Annotated in this window: 19 protein-coding genes; 7 read left to right on the top strand and 12 right to left on the bottom strand. The window is 73.5% G+C overall.

Annotation, left to right across the window (positions count from 1 at the left end; all coding sequences use genetic code 11):
* Positions 1 to 114: 114 nt before the first annotated feature.
* Complete coding sequence (locus QDR37_RS12700) at positions 115 to 675, bottom strand: hypothetical protein (RefSeq protein WP_279714151.1); 561 nt, start codon at positions 673 to 675, stop codon at positions 115 to 117.
* 420 nt (positions 676 to 1,095) lie between these two features.
* Between QDR37_RS12700 and QDR37_RS12695 the strand changes: the two genes are divergently transcribed.
* Positions 1,096 to 1,257: a hypothetical protein gene (locus tag QDR37_RS12695; RefSeq protein ID WP_279714149.1), complete on the top strand. Its 162-nt coding sequence runs from the start codon at positions 1,096 to 1,098 to the stop codon at positions 1,255 to 1,257.
* A gap of 20 nt (positions 1,258 to 1,277) precedes the next feature.
* Here QDR37_RS12695 and QDR37_RS12690 read toward each other — a convergent pair whose 3' ends face one another.
* Positions 1,278 to 1,478 (bottom strand): hypothetical protein, encoded by a 201-nt coding sequence (locus QDR37_RS12690; RefSeq protein ID WP_279714147.1) that lies wholly within the window; start codon positions 1,476 to 1,478, stop codon positions 1,278 to 1,280.
* A 478-nt stretch (positions 1,479 to 1,956) separates the two neighbouring features.
* Here QDR37_RS12690 and QDR37_RS12685 point away from each other — a divergent pair, with 478 nt between their 5' ends.
* Positions 1,957 to 2,280: a hypothetical protein gene (locus tag QDR37_RS12685; RefSeq protein WP_279714146.1), complete on the top strand. Its 324-nt coding sequence runs from the start codon at positions 1,957 to 1,959 to the stop codon at positions 2,278 to 2,280.
* On the opposite strand, the gene QDR37_RS12680 is transcribed toward QDR37_RS12685, so the two are convergent.
* Complete coding sequence (locus QDR37_RS12680) at positions 2,277 to 3,107, bottom strand: alpha/beta hydrolase (RefSeq protein ID WP_279714144.1); 831 nt, start codon at positions 3,105 to 3,107, stop codon at positions 2,277 to 2,279. The two genes, QDR37_RS12685 and QDR37_RS12680, sit on opposite strands and share 4 nt — an antisense overlap.
* A 663-nt stretch (positions 3,108 to 3,770) precedes the next feature.
* Here QDR37_RS12680 and QDR37_RS12675 point away from each other — a divergent pair.
* Positions 3,771 to 4,442: a phosphatase PAP2 family protein gene (locus QDR37_RS12675; RefSeq protein ID WP_279714143.1), complete on the top strand. Its 672-nt coding sequence runs from the start codon at positions 3,771 to 3,773 to the stop codon at positions 4,440 to 4,442.
* A gap of 193 nt (positions 4,443 to 4,635) precedes the next feature.
* Entirely contained in the window at positions 4,636 to 4,821 is a 186-nt protein-coding gene (locus QDR37_RS12670; RefSeq protein WP_279714142.1) for a hypothetical protein, read from the top strand.
* A 21-nt stretch (positions 4,822 to 4,842) separates the two neighbouring features.
* Here the strand turns inward: QDR37_RS12670 and QDR37_RS12665 are convergent, their stop codons facing one another.
* Positions 4,843 to 5,136, bottom strand: a complete 294-nt coding sequence (locus QDR37_RS12665) for a hypothetical protein (RefSeq protein WP_279714141.1) — start codon at positions 5,134 to 5,136, stop codon at positions 4,843 to 4,845.
* A gap of 67 nt (positions 5,137 to 5,203) precedes the next feature.
* Here QDR37_RS12665 and QDR37_RS12660 point away from each other — a divergent pair, with 67 nt between their 5' ends.
* Together QDR37_RS12660 and QDR37_RS12655 are read left to right on the top strand one after the other, a co-directional pair.
* Positions 5,204 to 5,656, top strand: a complete 453-nt coding sequence (locus tag QDR37_RS12660; RefSeq protein WP_279714140.1) for a YdeI/OmpD-associated family protein — start codon at positions 5,204 to 5,206, stop codon at positions 5,654 to 5,656.
* Between the two features lie 63 nt (positions 5,657 to 5,719).
* Positions 5,720 to 6,013, top strand: coding sequence for a hypothetical protein (locus QDR37_RS12655; protein WP_279714139.1), 294 nt, complete (start codon positions 5,720 to 5,722; stop codon positions 6,011 to 6,013).
* Positions 6,014 to 6,136: 123 nt separating this feature from the next.
* On the opposite strand, the gene QDR37_RS12650 is transcribed toward QDR37_RS12655, so the two are convergent.
* From QDR37_RS12650 to QDR37_RS12625, 6 genes are all read right to left on the bottom strand, one after another.
* A complete protein-coding gene (locus QDR37_RS12650; RefSeq protein ID WP_279714138.1) occupies positions 6,137 to 8,173 on the bottom strand; it encodes a GMC oxidoreductase in 2,037 nt (678 codons plus the stop codon).
* The gene (locus QDR37_RS12645) at positions 8,170 to 9,066 is read right to left on the bottom strand and encodes a carbohydrate ABC transporter permease (RefSeq protein ID WP_279714136.1); all 897 of its coding nucleotides are present in this window, start codon (positions 9,064 to 9,066) and stop codon (positions 8,170 to 8,172) included. Before QDR37_RS12645 ends, QDR37_RS12650 begins: the two co-directional genes overlap by 4 nt.
* Complete coding sequence (locus QDR37_RS12640) at positions 9,063 to 10,031, bottom strand: sugar ABC transporter permease (protein ID WP_279714135.1); 969 nt, start codon at positions 10,029 to 10,031, stop codon at positions 9,063 to 9,065. Before QDR37_RS12640 ends, QDR37_RS12645 begins: the two co-directional genes overlap by 4 nt.
* 49 nt (positions 10,032 to 10,080) lie before the next feature.
* Positions 10,081 to 11,409 carry an extracellular solute-binding protein gene (locus QDR37_RS12635; protein WP_279714134.1) on the bottom strand — a complete coding sequence of 443 codons (1,329 nt, stop codon included), beginning with the start codon at positions 11,407 to 11,409 and terminating at the stop codon, positions 10,081 to 10,083.
* 283 nt (positions 11,410 to 11,692) lie between these two features.
* Positions 11,693 to 12,184, bottom strand: coding sequence for a 2'-5' RNA ligase family protein (locus tag QDR37_RS12630; protein WP_279714133.1), 492 nt, complete (start codon positions 12,182 to 12,184; stop codon positions 11,693 to 11,695).
* Positions 12,181 to 12,696: a GNAT family N-acetyltransferase gene (locus QDR37_RS12625; RefSeq protein WP_279714132.1), complete on the bottom strand. Its 516-nt coding sequence runs from the start codon at positions 12,694 to 12,696 to the stop codon at positions 12,181 to 12,183. Before QDR37_RS12625 ends, QDR37_RS12630 begins: the two co-directional genes overlap by 4 nt.
* A gap of 148 nt (positions 12,697 to 12,844) precedes the next feature.
* Between QDR37_RS12625 and QDR37_RS12620 the strand changes: the two genes are divergently transcribed.
* Entirely contained in the window at positions 12,845 to 13,693 is an 849-nt protein-coding gene (locus tag QDR37_RS12620) for a bifunctional 5,10-methylenetetrahydrofolate dehydrogenase/5,10-methenyltetrahydrofolate cyclohydrolase (RefSeq protein ID WP_279714131.1), read from the top strand.
* A gap of 65 nt (positions 13,694 to 13,758) precedes the next feature.
* Here the strand turns inward: QDR37_RS12620 and QDR37_RS12615 are convergent, their stop codons facing one another.
* Both QDR37_RS12615 and QDR37_RS12610 read right to left on the bottom strand, forming a co-directional pair.
* Positions 13,759 to 16,305: an ATP-dependent Clp protease ATP-binding subunit gene (locus QDR37_RS12615; RefSeq protein ID WP_279714130.1), complete on the bottom strand. Its 2,547-nt coding sequence runs from the start codon at positions 16,303 to 16,305 to the stop codon at positions 13,759 to 13,761.
* A gap of 95 nt (positions 16,306 to 16,400) precedes the next feature.
* Entirely contained in the window at positions 16,401 to 17,294 is an 894-nt protein-coding gene (locus QDR37_RS12610; protein WP_279714129.1) for a DUF1028 domain-containing protein, read from the bottom strand.
* Positions 17,295 to 17,307 lie beyond the last annotated feature (13 nt).

The following is a 17,307-nucleotide window of genomic DNA, read 5'->3' as shown; positions in this document are numbered from 1 at the left end:
TGAACCGCGGGCGGGGACGCGGAACCTGGGCGACGAGGCCCGAGCGGAAGCGGAGACGACGGCGCCCCGGCCTCGCAGGTGCGAGGGCCGGGGCGCCGGATGCTGCCGCGAGGCCTACTGCGCCACGTTGGCGCAGGTGCTCGTGCTGGTCGTGGGGTCGACGTACACGACGGTGCAGACCGTGCCGCCGATTCCGGCGCTCGGGCCGGCCGTGCCGTCCGTCACGGCCGTGGTACCGCCAGTGGTGCCACCGGTCGTGCCCGTCGGGGTGGTCGTGGTGCCCCCGTCCGTCGTGCCGACGATGCTGGTCGACGGGTTCGCGTCCGTGGTGCCCGCGCTGCCACCGGTGCCGTTGGAGGGCGTCGTGGTGGCATCGCCGTTCGGGATGCAGTACGTGGGCAGGCCCGACGTGTCCGAGATGGTGGGCGTGTTGCCGGCAGCTGCCGCACCGACGGTGCCGAGGTCGTTCTTGTGGGTGCCGTTCGTGTACGACCAGGCATTGGTCGCCGACGAGCTGACCTTCAGGGTCAGGTACGGGTTCTTCGCGCTGCCGGTGGCGTGGCAGAACGAGACCTTGCCGTCGACGGTCGCGGCCGAGGCGGGAGCCGCGGTCGCCACGACGGCGACGGTGGAGAGGGCGAGAGCGCCGAGCACGGCGACAGCGCGGGAGCGCATGGGCATGGGGATCGTGTCCTTGGGGAGGGGACGGCGCCGGGGAGCGCCGACCGGCTGGGTGACCGGTTCAACTAGCGCCAGTGAACTCCTCGTGTCACCCCCGACGCGCGCCCCAGTTCGGGTGTCGGGGCTCGGCTCGACCTGGACGCTCGTGCCGGGTGCCGGGTGCCGGGTGCCTGGTGTCTGGTGCCTGGTGCCTGGTGCCTGGTGCCTGGTGCCTGGTGCTCCGGCCCGGCGTCGTCGTCACGGTCGCCCTCCAGGCGGTGCCGGTGCCCTCCAACTCCGAGCACCGGGCGCGGCCGCCGAGCACCACGGTCCTCACGGTCCGGGCGTCCAGGGGTCTTCCACCCGGCGCCCCCGCGCGCCACACTGTGCGCGAGCGGGCCGCGACGGTGCGGCCCCGCCCGGAAGGAGCGCGGCATGCGCTGGAACGTGAGCCCAGGCCGGTCCGACGACGAGCGGATCCACGTCTTCGACCAGACGAACGAGCTGTTCGACCCCACCGCCACGGCCGACAGCGCGCGGCGGGCCGATGCCGAGCCGCCGCACGGCTTCGGCGTCCCGCCGATCGTCTCGCTCTAGATCTCACCCACCACGCCGGTTCAGCGCAGCACCGCCACGGGCGCGGGCTGCGGCACCGGCACGGGGGCTGTGTCGCCGGGCATGCCGCCGGACCGCGCCGCCGCGGCTGTCGCGAGCCCGACGAGGGCGCCGACGAGCAGCGCGCCCACGAGCGCGACCTCGACCGTCGCCAGCACCTCCGGACGCGTGCGCTGCGGCACGTGCGGCAGGTGTATGTGCATCGCCATCACGATCGCCCCGCTCCCGGCGCGGATCCTGCCCTTCTCCCGCCGCCGCCGCCAGGGTCCTTCGGTCCCCTCGACGGCGGCGGGGCGTGCCCCTCGGATCGCGCCCGTGCGCCCCGCGTAGCGTGCCGCCTGGCCGCCCGAGCTGGAGGGCTCGGGCGCAATGGCCCGAGTGGACAATCGCCGCGCGGCGGCGCGCCGTGTCGGACCGTTGTGCCGTGCAGGGCCGGCGCTACGCTCGCGACCTCCCTGATCACGCCGCAGCATCAGGCCCCTCCGAGGAACTCCCATGTGTCACTGCCGCCACTCCTGCTCGACCCCCGGCTGCTCCTGCGGCCACAACTGCGACAGCTGCGCGAACGCGCACGGCCATCGCGACGCGGCCTGACCTCGGTACGTGCCGCCTGTCGCTCGTCGAGGCGGCGCCGGGCCGAAGGGGCTAGCCTCGCCGGACCCCATCCGGATCGAGGAGCCCATGAGCGCTGACACGAGCGGCGAACGACCGATCTCCTACCTCGCCCTCGAGGCGGGAGTCCCCGTCCTCTCGTCGGGCGGTGCCGAGCTCGGACGGGTGGCGACCGTCGTCCAGGACGACGGGCTCGACATCTTCACCGGCATCGTGGTCGAGACGGCGCGAGGGCGTCGATTCGTCGCCGCGGACCACGTCGGTGCGATCACCACGGCCCGCGTGGAGACGGACCTCGGCGACGACGCGGCGGACCACCTGCCGGAGCCGGACGGCGCGCCGGTCGTGAAGGTCGACCCGGCGGACGCCGAAGGCGGCGGCCCGCTGCTCTAGGCGCCCCGGTCGGCCCCGCCCGGCGCGACCTCGGCGAGGAACCGGAGCAGCTCCTCGTTCAGCCGGTCGGGCCGGTCGATGTTGACGGCGTGCCCGCAGTCGTCGATCACGATGGCGCGGCCACGCGGGTTGCCCGCGATGGCGGCCGCGGCGTGCTCGCACGGCCAGAGCTGGCTGTCCCGCCCGGCCACCATGAGCACCGGGCACGCCGCGCGCTCCGCGACGTCGCGCCAGTCCTGCAGCGAGTGGTCGACGAGCAGCCCGGCCGTCTCGGGCGCGGACCCCTGCCGGTACCGCGGTGGGCCGCCGAGCCGCTCGACGAGCCGCGCGATCGCCGGCGCCGACAGCTCGGCCGGCCGCCCCCGGCCGGTGGCGGGCACCCCCGTCGCGAAGACGTAGGCGTTGCGCTCGTCGAACCCGTAGAACCCGTACGGCCAGTCGGCCGTGTTCAGCATCCGTGGCGTCTGGTCGACGACCACGACGCCGGCCAGTCGGTCCGTGCCCTGCTGGTCGACGTACGCCCAGATCACGTTGCCGCCCATCGAGGCGCCCACCAGCGTGACCGACGGCTCGCCGAGCACGTCCAGCAGCTCGGCGAGGTCGCGGCCGTGCCGCGCCATCCGCTGCCCGAACATGGGCGTCTCGGATTCCCCGTGCGCGCGCCGGTCGAACGCGATCACCCGGTAGCCGGCCGCGAGCAGCGCGTCGCGGGTGAGCACCCAGGCGCTGGCCGGTGCGCAGTAGCCGTTGACGAGCACCACCGGGTGCCCCGAGCCCTCGTCGTCGTAGGCGAGGCGCACGCCGTCGGAGGTGGTGAAGCGCTGCACGCGGTCCTCCTCGCGGGTCGCCGGAGCGGGCGGAACGGACCGTAGCACCGTGCCGCTCGCCAATCGGAAGGGTGCGACGACGACGCAGCCGGCCGCCCCGACGACGCCGCAGCAGACGAGACCGGACGATGCGGGTTCGCCCCGGCGGCACGGTCGTCCCCCCCCGCCCGCGCGCGGCACGAAGGGCGCGCCCGCTCCGCGCCGGCCTGCCTGCGCGGCCGGACGAGCCGGTCGCGGAGCAGCGAGCGCACGGGTCCGGGGAGCCCGAGGGGGAGGGGCCGGGGGAGCCCTTGCGCGTGAGCCGGGGGAGCTCTGGGGGGCGGACCGAGGGGAGTCCGTGGGGGAGGAGCGACGCCGGCCGCGGCTGGGGGGAGTCCTGCGGCCGGCGTCGCTGTTCGAGCGGCGCGCTCGGGGGGAGGTGCGCGCCACCCGGCACCACCGGCCGGGGGGAAGTGCCGGCGGTGCGGTTGTATTCGCCGAAGCGGGTACTTCGGAGGCGATGGGTACCGCCTGGTGAAGACGGTAGCAGGAGTGCGGACAGAACGATCTGTCTGTCCCCATATCCACGTACCCCCAGTTCGAGGCGTCGATCGCGATCGAGCGGCGTGTCGGCGGCCGGTCCGTGCCCGAAGCGTCCAGCGGGCGTCCGGTTAGGCTGCGTCGATGCGGTCGGGTCGGCTCCGTCGGGTGCGGCCCGCTGTCGCGCTCGGCGCCCTCGGCACGATCGGGGCGTGCTGCCTCGCCGGTGCCGGCGTCGCGGCGCTGCCCTCGTCGCCCGGCCTCGCGATCGACGCGGGATGGGCCGCGCTCGCCGCCGCCGCGGGGGTGCCGCCCGTCGTGGCGGTCGCGGACGTGCTCGCGGCGCTCGGCGCCTCGCCCGTGTCGGTGGTCCTCGACGCCGCGGTCGCCGCCGTGGTGCTGCTGCGGGCCGGTGTCGCCCCGGCGGCCTGCCTCGTCACCGCGTCGACGGCGAACGCGGGCGTCGTGATGCTCACGAAAGCGCTCGTGCACCGGCCCGGGCCGGTCGTCGCGTTCGTCGGGCCCTACGGGTCGTTCCCGTCGGGCCACACCGCGTTCGCCGCTGTCCTCGCCACCTCCTGCGTGCTGCTGCTCGGCCGCCGCGCTCTCCCGTGGGCGGCGGGCGCCGTCGTGGTGATGGCGCTCTCGCGCACCGTCCTCGCCGCGCACTGGCTCACGGACACCGTCGTCGGCGGCGTCGAGGGGGTCGCCACGACGGTGCTCGTGTGGTGGCTCGGCGGCGTCGTCCTCCGCCGGGTCGCGGCGCGTCCCGATCGCGACGCGGCCACGGCGCCCGACGCGCCGGGGCTGGGATAGCCTGCCCGCACCGCCCGGCGCGCCCGTCCCGGCAGCCGCTCGCTCCAGGAGTCCCGTCATCGCCGCCCCGACCGCCCCGCCGCCCGGCTGGTTCACGCGCCCGGGCGACCGCACGGGCCGGCTGCACTACTGGGACGGCACACGCTGGACCGGCGCCACGCTCACCGGGAGCGGCACGGCGAAGCCCAGGCCCGTGCGGCCGCACGAGCGGGCCGATCCGGCCGCGGTGCTCACCGCGTGCATCGTCGCCGTCGTCTTCGTCGCGGGCTTCGTGACGCTCGTGATCACGCTGAAGGGCGGCATCGCCGCGATCGCCCTGCTGCTCGTGCTGGTGCCCGCCTGGTTCTCGTGGCGTCGCCGTCGCGCGCGGCGCCGCTAGGACGTCGCCCGTGCGTCGGTCTCAGCGTCCGGGGCTCCCGCGGTCCGTCCCGCCGTGCGTGCGACTCGCCCGCTCGTGGCGGCCCTCGTTCTGCTCGAGGTAGCGCTTCCACGCCGCCACGGCGGCCGCGTCGCCGTCGGGGTAGTAGCCGATCAGCTCGCGGCCGGCGGAGGTCGGCGCCCAGGTGACCGCCCGGAAGCAGGTGCGCCCCGCGATGCGCAGCCGGCGGATGACCGCGACGGGCTCGGCGTGACCGGGCACCGCGAGCAGCCACTCGACGGGCCGCGCGAGGCGACGCGGATGCCACTCCACCACGGATCGCAACGGTACTCGAAGACATGTTCGAATGCGCAGTCGCACGCCGTGCTGCCACGCTGCTGCCGTGAGCGACCCCGTCCGGTACCGCACGACCATGGCCCTGAGCGGGAGGAACACCGGCATCCCGGTGCCGCCCGAGGTGCTCGAGGCGCTCGGTGGCGGCAAGCGGCCCGCCGTCACCGTGCGGGTGAACGGCTACGAGTACACGAGCACGGTGGGCGCGATGGGGGGTCAGGCGCTCATCCCGTTCTCGTCGGAGCGTCGGGCCGCGAGCGGCATCGGCGGGGGTGACGAGCTCGACATCGAGCTCGCCCTCGACACCGCCCCTCGCGAGGTCGCGGTGCCCGACGACCTCGCCGCGGCGCTCGCCGAGCGGGGCGCCCGGGAGGCGTTCGACCGGCTGCCGCCCAGCCATCGGAAGGCGCACGTCACGGCCGTCGAAGGCGCGAAGGCGCAGGAGACGCGGGCGCGGCGCGTCGCCGCCGCGGTCGAGAAGGTCCTCGGACCCGGGGCCTGATCGGGGGCGTGCGGGACACGCCGACAGGCGGGTGCCTCAGGGGCGGCGGCTATGGTGCCGTCGATGTCCGACCGCGTGCTGCAGCCCCAGGACCATGACGACGGCACGGTCACGGTGACCGCCGCGATCCGCGTCCGCGTGCGCGACCCGCTCGACCTGCGGGTCCGCGTGGCGCTGCCGCACGTGAACGAGGACGGCGAGGTGTTCGTCGGCGACGACGGCGCCCGGGCCGCGCTCGCCCGGGCGGTGTCGATCGTGCTCGACGCGGCCCCGTTCGAGGCGCTCGGCATCGAGCTCGTGAACAACCAGGTGTCGGCGCCGGGCGCGACCGCGTTCCATCCGCACCTCCCCGGTTAGGGCGCGGCCGGTCGGCCGCCGTCTGCAGGGGATGCGCCCGGATGCAGGGGACGTCGGGCCGTTCGGGCCTGCACGCCGGCGGATGCCCTGCATCCGGGCAGCGGGGATGAGCGGGCCGGCGCGCTAGCGGACCCACTCCGCGGCGAGCGCCTCCGCGACGCGGTACGCGTTCGCGACGATCGTGAGCGTGGGGTTGACGCTGCCGTTCGTCGGATGCAGCGACGAGTCGCAGACGACGACGCGGCGGGAGCCCCAGAGCCGGCCGAACGGATCCGTCGCGCCGGCGGCGGGCGAGGCGGCCATGCGCGCGGTGCCGCAGGAGTGCTCGCCCGCCGCCGAGGCGGTGGCGCCGGCCCGCTGTCGGCGCACGTCGTGCGCACCGGCGGCGAGCAGCCAGCGCTCGCCCTGCGCGGCCATGCCGTCCTCGACCTCGACGCTCGTGCGGTGCACGAGCTTGCGGAGCGCCGCTCCCGGGCGCCCCCACCGGTCGCGGGCATCGGCGAGCGTCACCCGCGAGGTCGGCATCGGGATCTCCTGGCCCATGCCGAACACGCCGAACTGCTTCGCCCGGTCGCCCGACATCCAGTCGCGATGGCCGGCGCCCCAGCCGGGGACTCCGGGCGGGGGAGCGGTCGCGTGCGTGAGCGGCAGCAGGCTCATGAGGTCGACGAGCACGCCGCCGCCCCAGGGGATCGTGTCGCCGTGCACGTGGTCGAGGGTCGCGACGGAGTGCCCGGGGCCGACGTACGGCTTCACGGGCTCGTCCATCCGCGACAGCATCGTGACGAACCGGTGGTCGTGCAGGTGCCGGCCGACCTGGTCGTTGCCGAGGCCGCTCGCGAGCAGCAGCCGCGCCGTCTCGACCGCCCCAGCGGCGACGACCACGACGTCGGCCGTGACCTCGAGCTCGACCGGCGCTCCTGCGCTCGCACCGGCGACGAGCGTCACGCCCGCGCGGTCGACGCCGTCGCGGACCTCGAGCACCTCGGCGTCGTAGAGCACGGTGCAGCGCCCGGTGGCGACGGCCCGGGGCAGGAAGGTGTTGTGCGAGCCGTTCTTCGCGTTCACGGGGCAGGCGTGTCCGACGCACTGCGGGCAGCGCACGCAGGCGGGGCGGCCGTCGTGCGGCACGCTGTTCAGCGCGAGGGGGATCGGCCCCCAGCCCCAGCCGAGGCCCTCGGCGGCAGCGGCGAGCACCTCGCGGGCGCGCTCCGTGCCGAACGCCGGCATCGGGTACGGCGCCGACCGCGGGGTGCGGCCGGTGAGCCCGCCCTCCTCGCCGGCGACGCCGAGCTCCCGCTCCGCCCTCGAGTAGTACGGCTCCATCGCGTCGTAGTCGACCGGCCAGTCCGCGAGGCTCGCCCCGTCCGGGTTGCCGTACTCGCTGCGCATGCGGAAGTCCTCGGGGAGGAAGCGCCAGGCCATGCCCTGCCAGATGCGGGTGCCGCCGCCCATCGCGAACGCGTTCAGCCCGTACAGCCACGAGTCGTCGGTGCCGTCGAGCAGCCGGTCGCCCTCGGGCAGCTGCGCGACCCGCGGATGACCGGGACCCGGGCCGACGGTCACGCCGTAGACGGCGGCACGCTTGCCGTGCAGATGGTCGCCGCGGAGGGCGGCGTTCGGGAGGCGTGGCGCGCGCTCGACGACGAGCACGGTGCGGCCCGCGGCCGTGAGCACCTGCGCGGCCACCCCGCCGCCCGGCCCGCTGCCGACGACGATCGCGTCGTAGGCCCGGGTGACGCCGGAGGGGCCGGCGTCCGGCACGAGGTCGGGCTCCACGGGCGTGACGCCCGGGGGCACCGCGCGGAAGCCGACGAGCTCGAGGCCCACCGGTTCCGGGTTGTCGGGGGAGGCGGCGTAGAAGCCCTCCCAGCAGAGGCGGCGCAGCGCGGCGAACTCGCGCTCGGCCTCCGGGTCGTGCTCGAGTGCGGCGAGCAGCGCGTCCTGGCGCTCGGTGTCGAGGCCCGCGAAGTCGCCGCCCGCGAGCCCGTCGAGCCGGTCGGCGAGCGCGACGAGCAGCGGACGCGCCCAGTCGAGTTCCGCGCCGGCGGTCTCGAGGTAGCGGCCGACGCCGCCCGCCCAACCGCCGGCGCGGCGGCCGGCCGGGATCACCCGGTCGACCGCCGCGCGGAGGGAGGGACTGATCGTCCTGTCGGTCACCGGCCCGCGAGCGAGCCGCCGATGCCGCCGACGCTGAAGTAGCGGTTGAGGCAGGCGAAGACGAGGACGGGCGGAAGCATCATGATCACGGCGACGGCCATGACGTAGCCCCAGTTGGCCGCGTTCTGCTGGAAGAACGTGTTGAGGCCGACCGGCAGGGTGTACTTCGACGAGTCCTGCAGGAACAGCAGGGCGATCAGGTAGTCGTTCCAGGCGAGCAGGAACGAGAAGATCGCGGTCGACAGGATGCCCGGGAGCGAGTTGCGCAGCACGATGCGGGTGAAGCTGCCGAAGACGCTCGCGCCGTCCATCCACGCCGCCTCCTCGAGGGAGATCGGGATGGAGTCGAAGTAGGCCGCCATCATCCAGATCGCGACCGACATCGTCGAGCCGATGTAGATGATCGCGACGCCCTGCAGCGTGTTCACGAGGTTCAGCGCCGCGAACGTGATGAACAGCGGGATCGCCGCGGTCACGACCGGCAGCGACTGGATGACGAACAGGATCAGCGAGTACGTCGAGACCAGCCGGTTGCGCAGCCGCGACAGCACGTAGCCGGCGGGTGCCGCGACCGCGACCGCGACGACCACGACCACGAGCGCCACGCCGAGGCTGTTGCCGAGCCAGAGCAGCACGTCGGTCTGGCTGAGGACGGCGGTGAAGTTCTCGAAGGTGAACCCCGTCGCGCTGCTGCCGAGGCCCGGCTGCACCGAGAGGTAGAGCACCGCGAGGATCGGGATGATCACGATGAACGTGACGACGAGCACGAGGAGGAAGCGCCACCACTGGCCGCGCTTGCCGGTGGACAGATCGGCCCGCTTGCGGGCCTGGGTGCGCTCCTGAGCTCCGACGGTCGCTCGCGTGGCGCCGCCGACGGCGAGTGGCTGGCTCATTCGATGTTCACCTTCTTGATCTGCTGGTAGAGCACGACCGACACGATCACGAGCACGACGGTCATGATGAACGCCACCGCGGTGCCGGGGCCGGTCGCGAAGTTCTGGAACGCGTACTGGTAGGCGAGCACGATCAGCGACGTGGTGGCGTTCTGCGGACCGCCCTGCGTCAGCAGGAAGATCGTCGGGAAGTCGTTCACGCAGAAGATCGTCATGAGGACCCAGCTGATGTAGGTCGACCTCGAGATCATCGGCAGGGTGATGCCCGTGAACGTCTGCCAGCTCGTGGCGCCGTCCATCTTCGCCGCCTCGTAGACGTTGACGTCGACCGAGGCGAGCGCCGAGCCCATCATCATCATCATGAAGGGGAAGCTGATCCAGACCTTGAAGACGCAGACCACGATCTGCGCCAGCACGGGGCTGCCGAGGAAGTTGAGGTTCCCCGCCCCGAACACGGACAGGATCACGGGGACCGGGCTCTGCGGCGTCGCGACGAGCCAGTTCCATGCGGTCGACGAGACGACGACCGGCACGATCCACGGCAGCAGCAGCAGCACCTTGAACACGGTGTTGCCCGGGATCTTGGTGCGCAGCAGCAGGGCGAGCGCCAGCCCGATCACCCAGGACCCGAAGACGCCGGTGATCGTGAAGATGACAGTGAAGATCGTGCTCGCCCAGAACTGCGCGCTCGTGAGCACGTTGCCGTAGTTCGTGAGCCCCACGAACGGCGCGTCCCAGGGCAGCGTCGACGGGGTCCCGTTCTGCAGCGATTGGAGGATCGCGTAGATGACGGGGAAGAGGTTGAGCAGCAGCAGCAGCACGAGCGACGGCAGGGCGAAGCCCGCCATGGTGAGGGCACCGGTGTGCCGTCGCTTGCGCGCAGTGGGGGTGCCCGGCCCACGGCCGGACACCCCCACTCCACGTCGTGCCCGCTGCAGTCGCTCCGGAACGGTGTCGATGGCCATGTGGCTTCCCTCCGTCGGGATTCGTGCGAATGCTAGAAGCGGATGCTGACTACTTCTTGATCGATGCCTGCAGCGAGTTCTGCAGCGTCGTGAGCGCGGCCTTCGCCGTCGTGTTGCCCGACAGGATCGCCTGCGTGAACGTCGTGCCGGGCGCGGTGCCGTCGACGGCGGTCACGTTGAGGAACACCGTGTTGCCACCGGGGGCGCCCCACGTCTTCGAGACGGGCTGCCACTCGGACAGGATCTTCACGTTGTTCGGGTCGGACTTGAACTCGGGCGTGTCCGCGATCGACTTGAGCACCGGGAGGCCGATGCCGGTCTTCTGCGTCCAGAGCTGCTTCATGTTCTGGTAGTAGTACGTCGCGAACGCCTCGGTGCCCTTGATGGACCGGTTGTGCTTGTACATCATGATGTTGTTCGGGAAGAAGAGCGCGCCCTTCGCACCCGAGTGGCTCGTCAGCGGGCTGGCGACCTTGAGGTTCGCGCCGACCGTGCCGCCGACGTTCTGCGCGAGACCGCCGGTGTCGAAGCCCATGCCGAACTTGTTCGCCTTGTACTGGTCCTGCGCGTTCTGCGCCGTGTAGGTGCCGGCGCGCGGGTCGACGAAGCCCTGCTTCACGAGGCCGATGACCCAGTTCATCGCGTCGATGTTCGGCTGCGTGACGCAGTCGGGCTCCTGGTTGGCGTTGAACAGACCGCCGCCGTTGTTGATCATGTGGCTGACCAGGTTGTGGAACCCGGTGAAGCCGCCCGCGCCGGAGTACGTGCCGTAGCCGTAGATGCCCTTGGCCTTCAGCTTCTTGCAGACCGCCTCGAACTCGTCCCAGGTGGTGGGCGGCGTCGCACCGACGGAGTCGAGGAGCTGCTTGTTGTACCACATGACGCGCATGTCGAGGTTGTAGGGGATCGCCGCGTAGCCGTTCTTCGTCTTCAGCGTGTCGATCAGGCCCGGCAGGAAGTCGCTGTAGAGCCCGTTGCTCTGCCACGTCTTGTACAGGTCGTCGGCGTAGTGGATCTTGCCCTGCGACTCGAACAGGAAGGCCTGCGTGCCACCGCCCGAGCTGATCTCGGGGTTCGTGTTCGACGCGACCGCCGTCGAGTAGCGCTGGGCGAAGTTCGCCCACTGGATGACCTGGTACTTCACCGTGGGCAGGCCGCTCTTCGGCTTGTACGCGGTGGTGATCTTCTGGTCGAGCGGGTTGAACTGGGTGTTGCCCCAGGGCTGGTTCCAGAAGCTGATCTGGCCGCCGCCACCACCGCCACCGCCGCTGCCCGAGCCGCCGCCGCTGCACGCGGCGAGGAGCGTCGTGGCGGCTGCGGCGCCGGCGACGCCGAGGAAGCCTCGCCGGGTGAACGCGGAACCGTTCTGCTGTGACATTCGGGTCCTCTCCGGGAGCCGGCGCCTCACGGAGCCGCTCCTGTCATTCCTCATCGAATAAAAGTTTCGAAGGCCTCAGTCGCGATGCGACCGTGTTCTCCTCCGGCAAGGTCAGTCTGGGCGGGTCGCTCGGGCGTGTCAACGTGACACGGAACGACAAGGTTGCGATTCGGACACGGCGGAGAGCGTCCGGACCCTCCGAACGGGGGCAACGGAGCGCCGACTCGGGCCTCGATGCTCCGAAACCTTTCGAACACTCGGCTTGAAAGTTGCGGGGTCCTCGTCAGTCCTGAGGGTCGGTCAACGCCTCGACAGCGAGCACGACCGCGGTCGGACCACGCAGGTCGGCGACCGCGATCCGGTCGAGCCGCAGCACCGCGCCCTGCTCCACGGCCCCCGCGGCCGTGTCGGTGACGTGCGGCCACCAGTCGTCGAGGAGGTGCGCGGGAGCCTCCGGCTGCGCGCCGAGCGCGAGCACGGCGTCGACGAGCCGCGCGTGCAGGTCGGCGAGCGCCGGCGTGCGGTCCACGAGCGCGACGGGCACGTCCCGGCTCGGGCCGAACAGCGCGCGCCCGCGGACGGTCGCCTCGATCGGGCGGGTGCCCGCGGCGACGGCGCGCACCGCCGCCACGACGGCGGGCAGGACCTCCGCCTCGGGCACGGCGTGGTTCGGCAGCACCGTGAGGTGCCTCGGCCAGGCGCGGCGCGACACCTCGGCCGAGGGCAGCAGCCGCACGAGCGGCAGGTTGACGGTGACGAGCACGGCTGCGGTCATCGCACCATCCGGATCTCCGGAGCGCCGCCGAGCTCGGCGGAGGCGTCCTGCCGGGCGCCGTCGAGACGGAAGCCGGCCTGCTCGTAGAAGCGGCGGGCCCGAGCGTTCGCCTCGAAGACCCAGAGCTGTGCGGGCGCCGCATCCGGCAGCGCCGCGTCGAGGAGACGCCGGCCGAGGCCGGTCCCGTAGGCCGCCGCGAGCACGTACAGCGAGTACAGCTCGCGGTCGCGCACCGCGGGCAGCGCCTCCGTCGCCCGTGCCGGGCCCGCGATGGTGTGGCCGAGGATCACCCCGCCGACCGCGTCCTCGGCGACGAGCACCGTGGTGCCGGGCGTGGGGGACCCGAGGTGGTGCGCCCAGCGCTCGATCCGCTCCTCGATCGGATGGTCGTCGAACCATCCCGGCAGCAGGATCGAGGCATAGGCCTCCCGCCACGCCGCGTGATGCATGCGGCCGAGCGCCTGCGCGTCGGCCGGCACGGCGGGGCGGATGCGCGGCGGAGACGGGTCCATCGCGGCCGATCCTGCCGCAGGGGAGCGCGCCCCGCCCCGCGCCCCGGTAGCGTGGCCCCTCACGACTGGCGCGGGTAGGGCACTACCGGGGAGTGGAGTCGGAGCATCGCCCGCCTGGGTGCTCCTCGCGGAAGCGGCGAGGAGAGGGATGCCTGCGGAGCTGATCGACGGGAAGGCGCTCGCGGACGCGACGCTCACGCGCGTGACGGAGCGCGTCGCCGCGCTGCGGGCGGCGGGGCGCCGGGCGCCCTGCATCGCGACGGTGCTGGTCGGCGACGACCCGGCCTCGCACTCGTACGTGCGGATGAAGGTGAACCGCGCGCGCCGCGTGGGCATGGAGCCGAGACGGCACGACCTGCCGGCGAGCACCGACACCGCGGGGCTCGTGGCGCTGATCGAGGCGCTGTCGGCCGACGACGCGGTCGACGGGATCCTGCTGCAGCACCCCGTGCCGGCGCACATCGACGAACGCGCCGCGTTCGAGGCGATCGCCGCGGGCAAGGACGTCGACGGCGTCACCCACGCCTCGTTCGCGCGGATGGCGTTCGGCGAGCCCGGCTTCCGCTCGGCGACGCCCGGCGGCATCCTCGCGCTGCTCGATGCCTACGGCGTCCCGCTGCGGGGCACCGACACCGTCGTCGTCGGGCAGGGGCCGATCCTCGGGCGCCCGCTCAGCGTGCTGCTGCTCGCCGCCGACGCGACCGTGACCATGTGCCACGTGCACACCCGGGATCTCGAGGCGCAGGTGCGGCGCGCGGATCTCGTCGTCGCTGCGGTCGGGCTCCCCGGGCTCATCCGCGGGGAGTGGATCAAGGAGGGCGCCGTCGTGATCGACGCCGGCTACGGCCCGGGCGGCCGCGGCGACGTCGAGTTCGACGTCGCCCGGGAGCGCGCCCGGCTCATCACGCCCGTCCCCGGCGGCGTCGGTCCGATGACCGTCGCGACGCTGCTCGCGCAGACGCTCGAGTCCGCGGAGCGGCGGCTCGGCGTCGCCTGACCCGCCGCGGAGACGCGGAAGGCCCCGCACCGGCAACGGTGCGGGGCCTTCGTGCCGAACGGGGCTCACGCGGCGATCGCGGGCGCCTCCTCGCGGACGGTCGCGACGAGCGCGTCGCCCGCGACGTCGATGAGGACCTCGCCGGAGGCGAGGTCGCGCTCGACGAGCACGTCCGCGATGCGGTCCTCGACCTCGCGCTGGATCACGCGACGCAGCGGACGGGCGCCGTACTCGGGCTCGTAGCCGAGCTCCGCGATGCGGTCGACCGCGGCGTCCGACACCTCGAAGGCGACGTGCCGGGCGCCGAGCCGGGCCGCGGTGTCGGCGAGCAGCAGGTGGACGATCGCCCGCAGCTGCTGCCGGTCGAGCTTGCGGAACAGCACGACCTCGTCGATGCGGTTCAGGAACTCCGGCCGCATGGCCTCGCGGAGCTTCGCGAAGACGCGGTCACGGAGGGCCTTGTCGGAGCCGAAGCCCGCGCCGTCGTCGCTCGCTGCGACGAACCCCAGGGCGCCGCTGCGGCTCGCGAGGAACTCGCTGCCGAGGTTCGAGGTCATGATGACCACCGTGTTGCGGAAGTCGACCGTGCGGCCCTGGCCGTCGGTGAGGCGCCCGTCGTCGAGCACCTGCAGCAGCAGGTTGAACACGTCGGGGTGCGCCTTCTCGATCTCGTCGAGCAGCACCACCGAGTACGGGTTGCGGCGCACGCGCTCGGTGAGCTGGCCCGCCTCGTCGTAGCCGACGTACCCGGGAGGGGCACCGACGAGCCGGCTGACGGTGTGCCGCTCGCCGAACTCGCTCATGTCGAAGCGGATCATCGCGCTCTCGTCGCCGAACAGGCTCGCCGCGAGGGCCTTGGCCAGCTCCGTCTTGCCGACGCCCGTGGGGCCGAGGAAGAGGAAGCTGCCGACGGGCCGGCGGGGGTCGCCCATGCCGGTGCGGCTGCGCCGCACGGCCTTCGCGATCGCGGCGACCGCGTCGTCCTGCCCGACGACGCGCTCGTGCAGCTCGGACTCGAGCCGTGCGAGGCGCGAGCGGTCGCCCTCCGTCATGCGGGCCGCCGGGATCCCGGTGACGCGGGCCACCATCTCGGCGATCTCGGCCTCGCCGACACGGGAGTCCGCCTCGGTCGCGGTGCGCGCACCGGCCTCCGCCTGCGCGATGCGCCGCTGCAGCTGCTCGGCCTCGTCGCGCAGCCGCGACGCGTCCTCGTAGCGCTCCTCGGCGACGGCGGTCGCCTTCTCGGCCTCGAGCTCGCTCGCGCGGGCGCGGAGGCCGGCCACGTCGACGCGGCCGCCGACGGCGAGGCGCTTGCGGGCGCCCGCCTGATCGATGAGATCGATGGCCTTGTCGGGCAGGAAGCGGTCGGTGATGTAGCGGGCCGAGAGCGTGACGGCGGCGCGCACCGCGTCGTCGGAGTAGGTGACGCCGTGGTGCTGCTCGTAGCGGTCCTTGAGGCCCGCGAGGATGCGCACCGCGTCCTCGATGCCCGGCTCGCCGACCGTGACCGGCTGGAAGCGCCGCTCGAGGGCGGCGTCCTTCTCGATGCGCCGGTACTCGGCGAGGGTCGTCGCTCCGATCAGGTGCAGGTCGCCCCGCGCGAGGCGCGGCTTCAGGATGTTGCCCGCGTCCATGCCGCCCTCGCCGCCGCTGCCGGCGCCGACGACGGAGTGCAGCTCGTCGAGGAAGACGATCAGTTCGTCCTTGTGCGCGACGATCTCGTCGACCGCCTTCGTGATGCGCTCCTCGAAGTCCCCGCGGTAGCGGGTGCCCGCGACCATGCCGGGGAGGTCGAGCGCGACCACGCGCTTGCCCTGCAGCAGCTCGGGCACGTCGCCGTCGGCGATGCGCTGGGCGAGGCCCTCGACGATCGCGGTCTTGCCGACACCTGGCTCCCCGATCAGGACGGGGTTGTTCTTCGTGCGACGCAGCAGGATCTCGACGACCTGCTCGACCTCGAGGGTGCGGCCGATGACCGGGTCGAGGCCGTGCTCACGGGCGCGGGCGGTGAGGTCGGTGCCGTACTGGTCGAGCGTCGGGGTGCCGGTCGAGGACGCCGCGTCGGCCTGCGCCGGGGCGGTGCCCTCGGCGACGCCCTGCGCGATCGCCTGCAGGCGGTCGGGCGTCACGCCGTGGGCCGCGAGCAGCTGACCCGCTGCCGCGTGCTGGTTGGCGACGAACGCGAAGAACAGGTGCTCGGGGTCGACGTAGGTCGAGCCGAACGCCCGCGCCACCTGCACGGCCTCGAGCAGCGCGCGCTGCGCGTACGGGGTGAGCGAGGGGGTGCCGTCGACGCGCTCGCCGCCGGTGGGCAGCCGCTCCTCGATGGCGCCGACGAGGGCGTCGACGTCGATGCCGGCGCCGCCGAGGGCGCTGCGGCCCTGCTCGCTTCCGACGAGGGCGCGCAGCAGGTGCAGCGCGTCGACCTCGGCGTGGCCGTGCTCGACGGCGAAGCGCACGGCGTCGGCCATCACCGCGTGGCTGCGGCGGGAGAGCAGACGACTGATGTCGATGGGGCGACCGGACGGCGCCGACCGCTGATTGGCGAGCAGGCGGGCGAGGAACTCGTCGAACGAGCCGTCGCCGGCTGCCGGGCCGAAGTACTCAGGCAAGGGACCTCCGATAGAACTTGAGTGCCTACGACTCAGTACAACGGCGTCGGCGCCCGTCCATTCCCGGTTCCGGAACGGACTTGAGCGGATCTCGCTCAGGTCGCGTCGTGCTCCAGCCGGGCGAGCGCCTCGGCCGCCGACGGCGACGTCTCGGCCGGCAGGCGTCGGAGCAGCTCGAGCCAGCGCGCGTCCCGCTCGGCGACCTCGCGGAGGAGCGCCAGGCCGCGGTCGGGCCGCCCCGCGCGCAGCAGGTCGAGCCCGACGAAGAACGCGATCTCCGGGTTGTCCGGGGCCGCGGCGTGCGCCGCCAGCAGCACCGAGGCGGCGGCGTCGAGCTCGCCGCGCTCGAGCAGCGGCTCGACGTCGTTCCCGAGGGAGTAGGCGTCGTTCAGGGTGACCAGCCGACGGAGCTCGCGCAGCGGCTCGGGGGAGTCCTCGACCCGGAGGTCGAGGATCCGATCGGCCTCGGTGCCCTCGGCCGGCACGACGAGGATCGCGGCCGACTGCCGACCGCGGAGGTCGCCGCCCTCGGCCTCGGCGGCGTCGAGCGCGGCGAGGAGCGCCACGCCGAGCCCCTCGGACGCTGCCGCCTCGTACGCCTCCGCCATCGCGTCCCAGACGGTGTCGCGCTCCATGAGGTTCGCCTGGACGGCGTACCCGTCGCCGAGCCGGTGCCCGGCGGCGGAGATGCAGAGGTCGCCGGTGTGGGCGGCGGCGCGGCCCGCGGCGTCGACCACGGCGACCTGGCGCGCGGCGGCGTCCGGGTCGCCGGCGACGAGCGCGGCCACGACCTCGTCGGCGCTGCGACCCTCCCGCAGCAGCGCGAGGGCCTGCGGCTTGTACTGCAGGTTCGCCATCGACTGGGTGGCGATCGCGCCGACCCCCGGCAGAGCGGCCGGCACCGCGGAGCCCACCGCGAAGTAGTGCGACTGGACGGCGACGCCGAGGGCACCGGTCCGGGGGTCTCGCGCGACGATCGAGTAGGTCATGGGCGCGATCCTC

This window comes from Amnibacterium sp. CER49 (assembly GCF_029846255.1).
GTDB lineage: Bacteria > Actinomycetota > Actinomycetes > Actinomycetales > Microbacteriaceae > Amnibacterium.
This window is presented reverse-complemented; position numbering and strand designations above follow the sequence as displayed.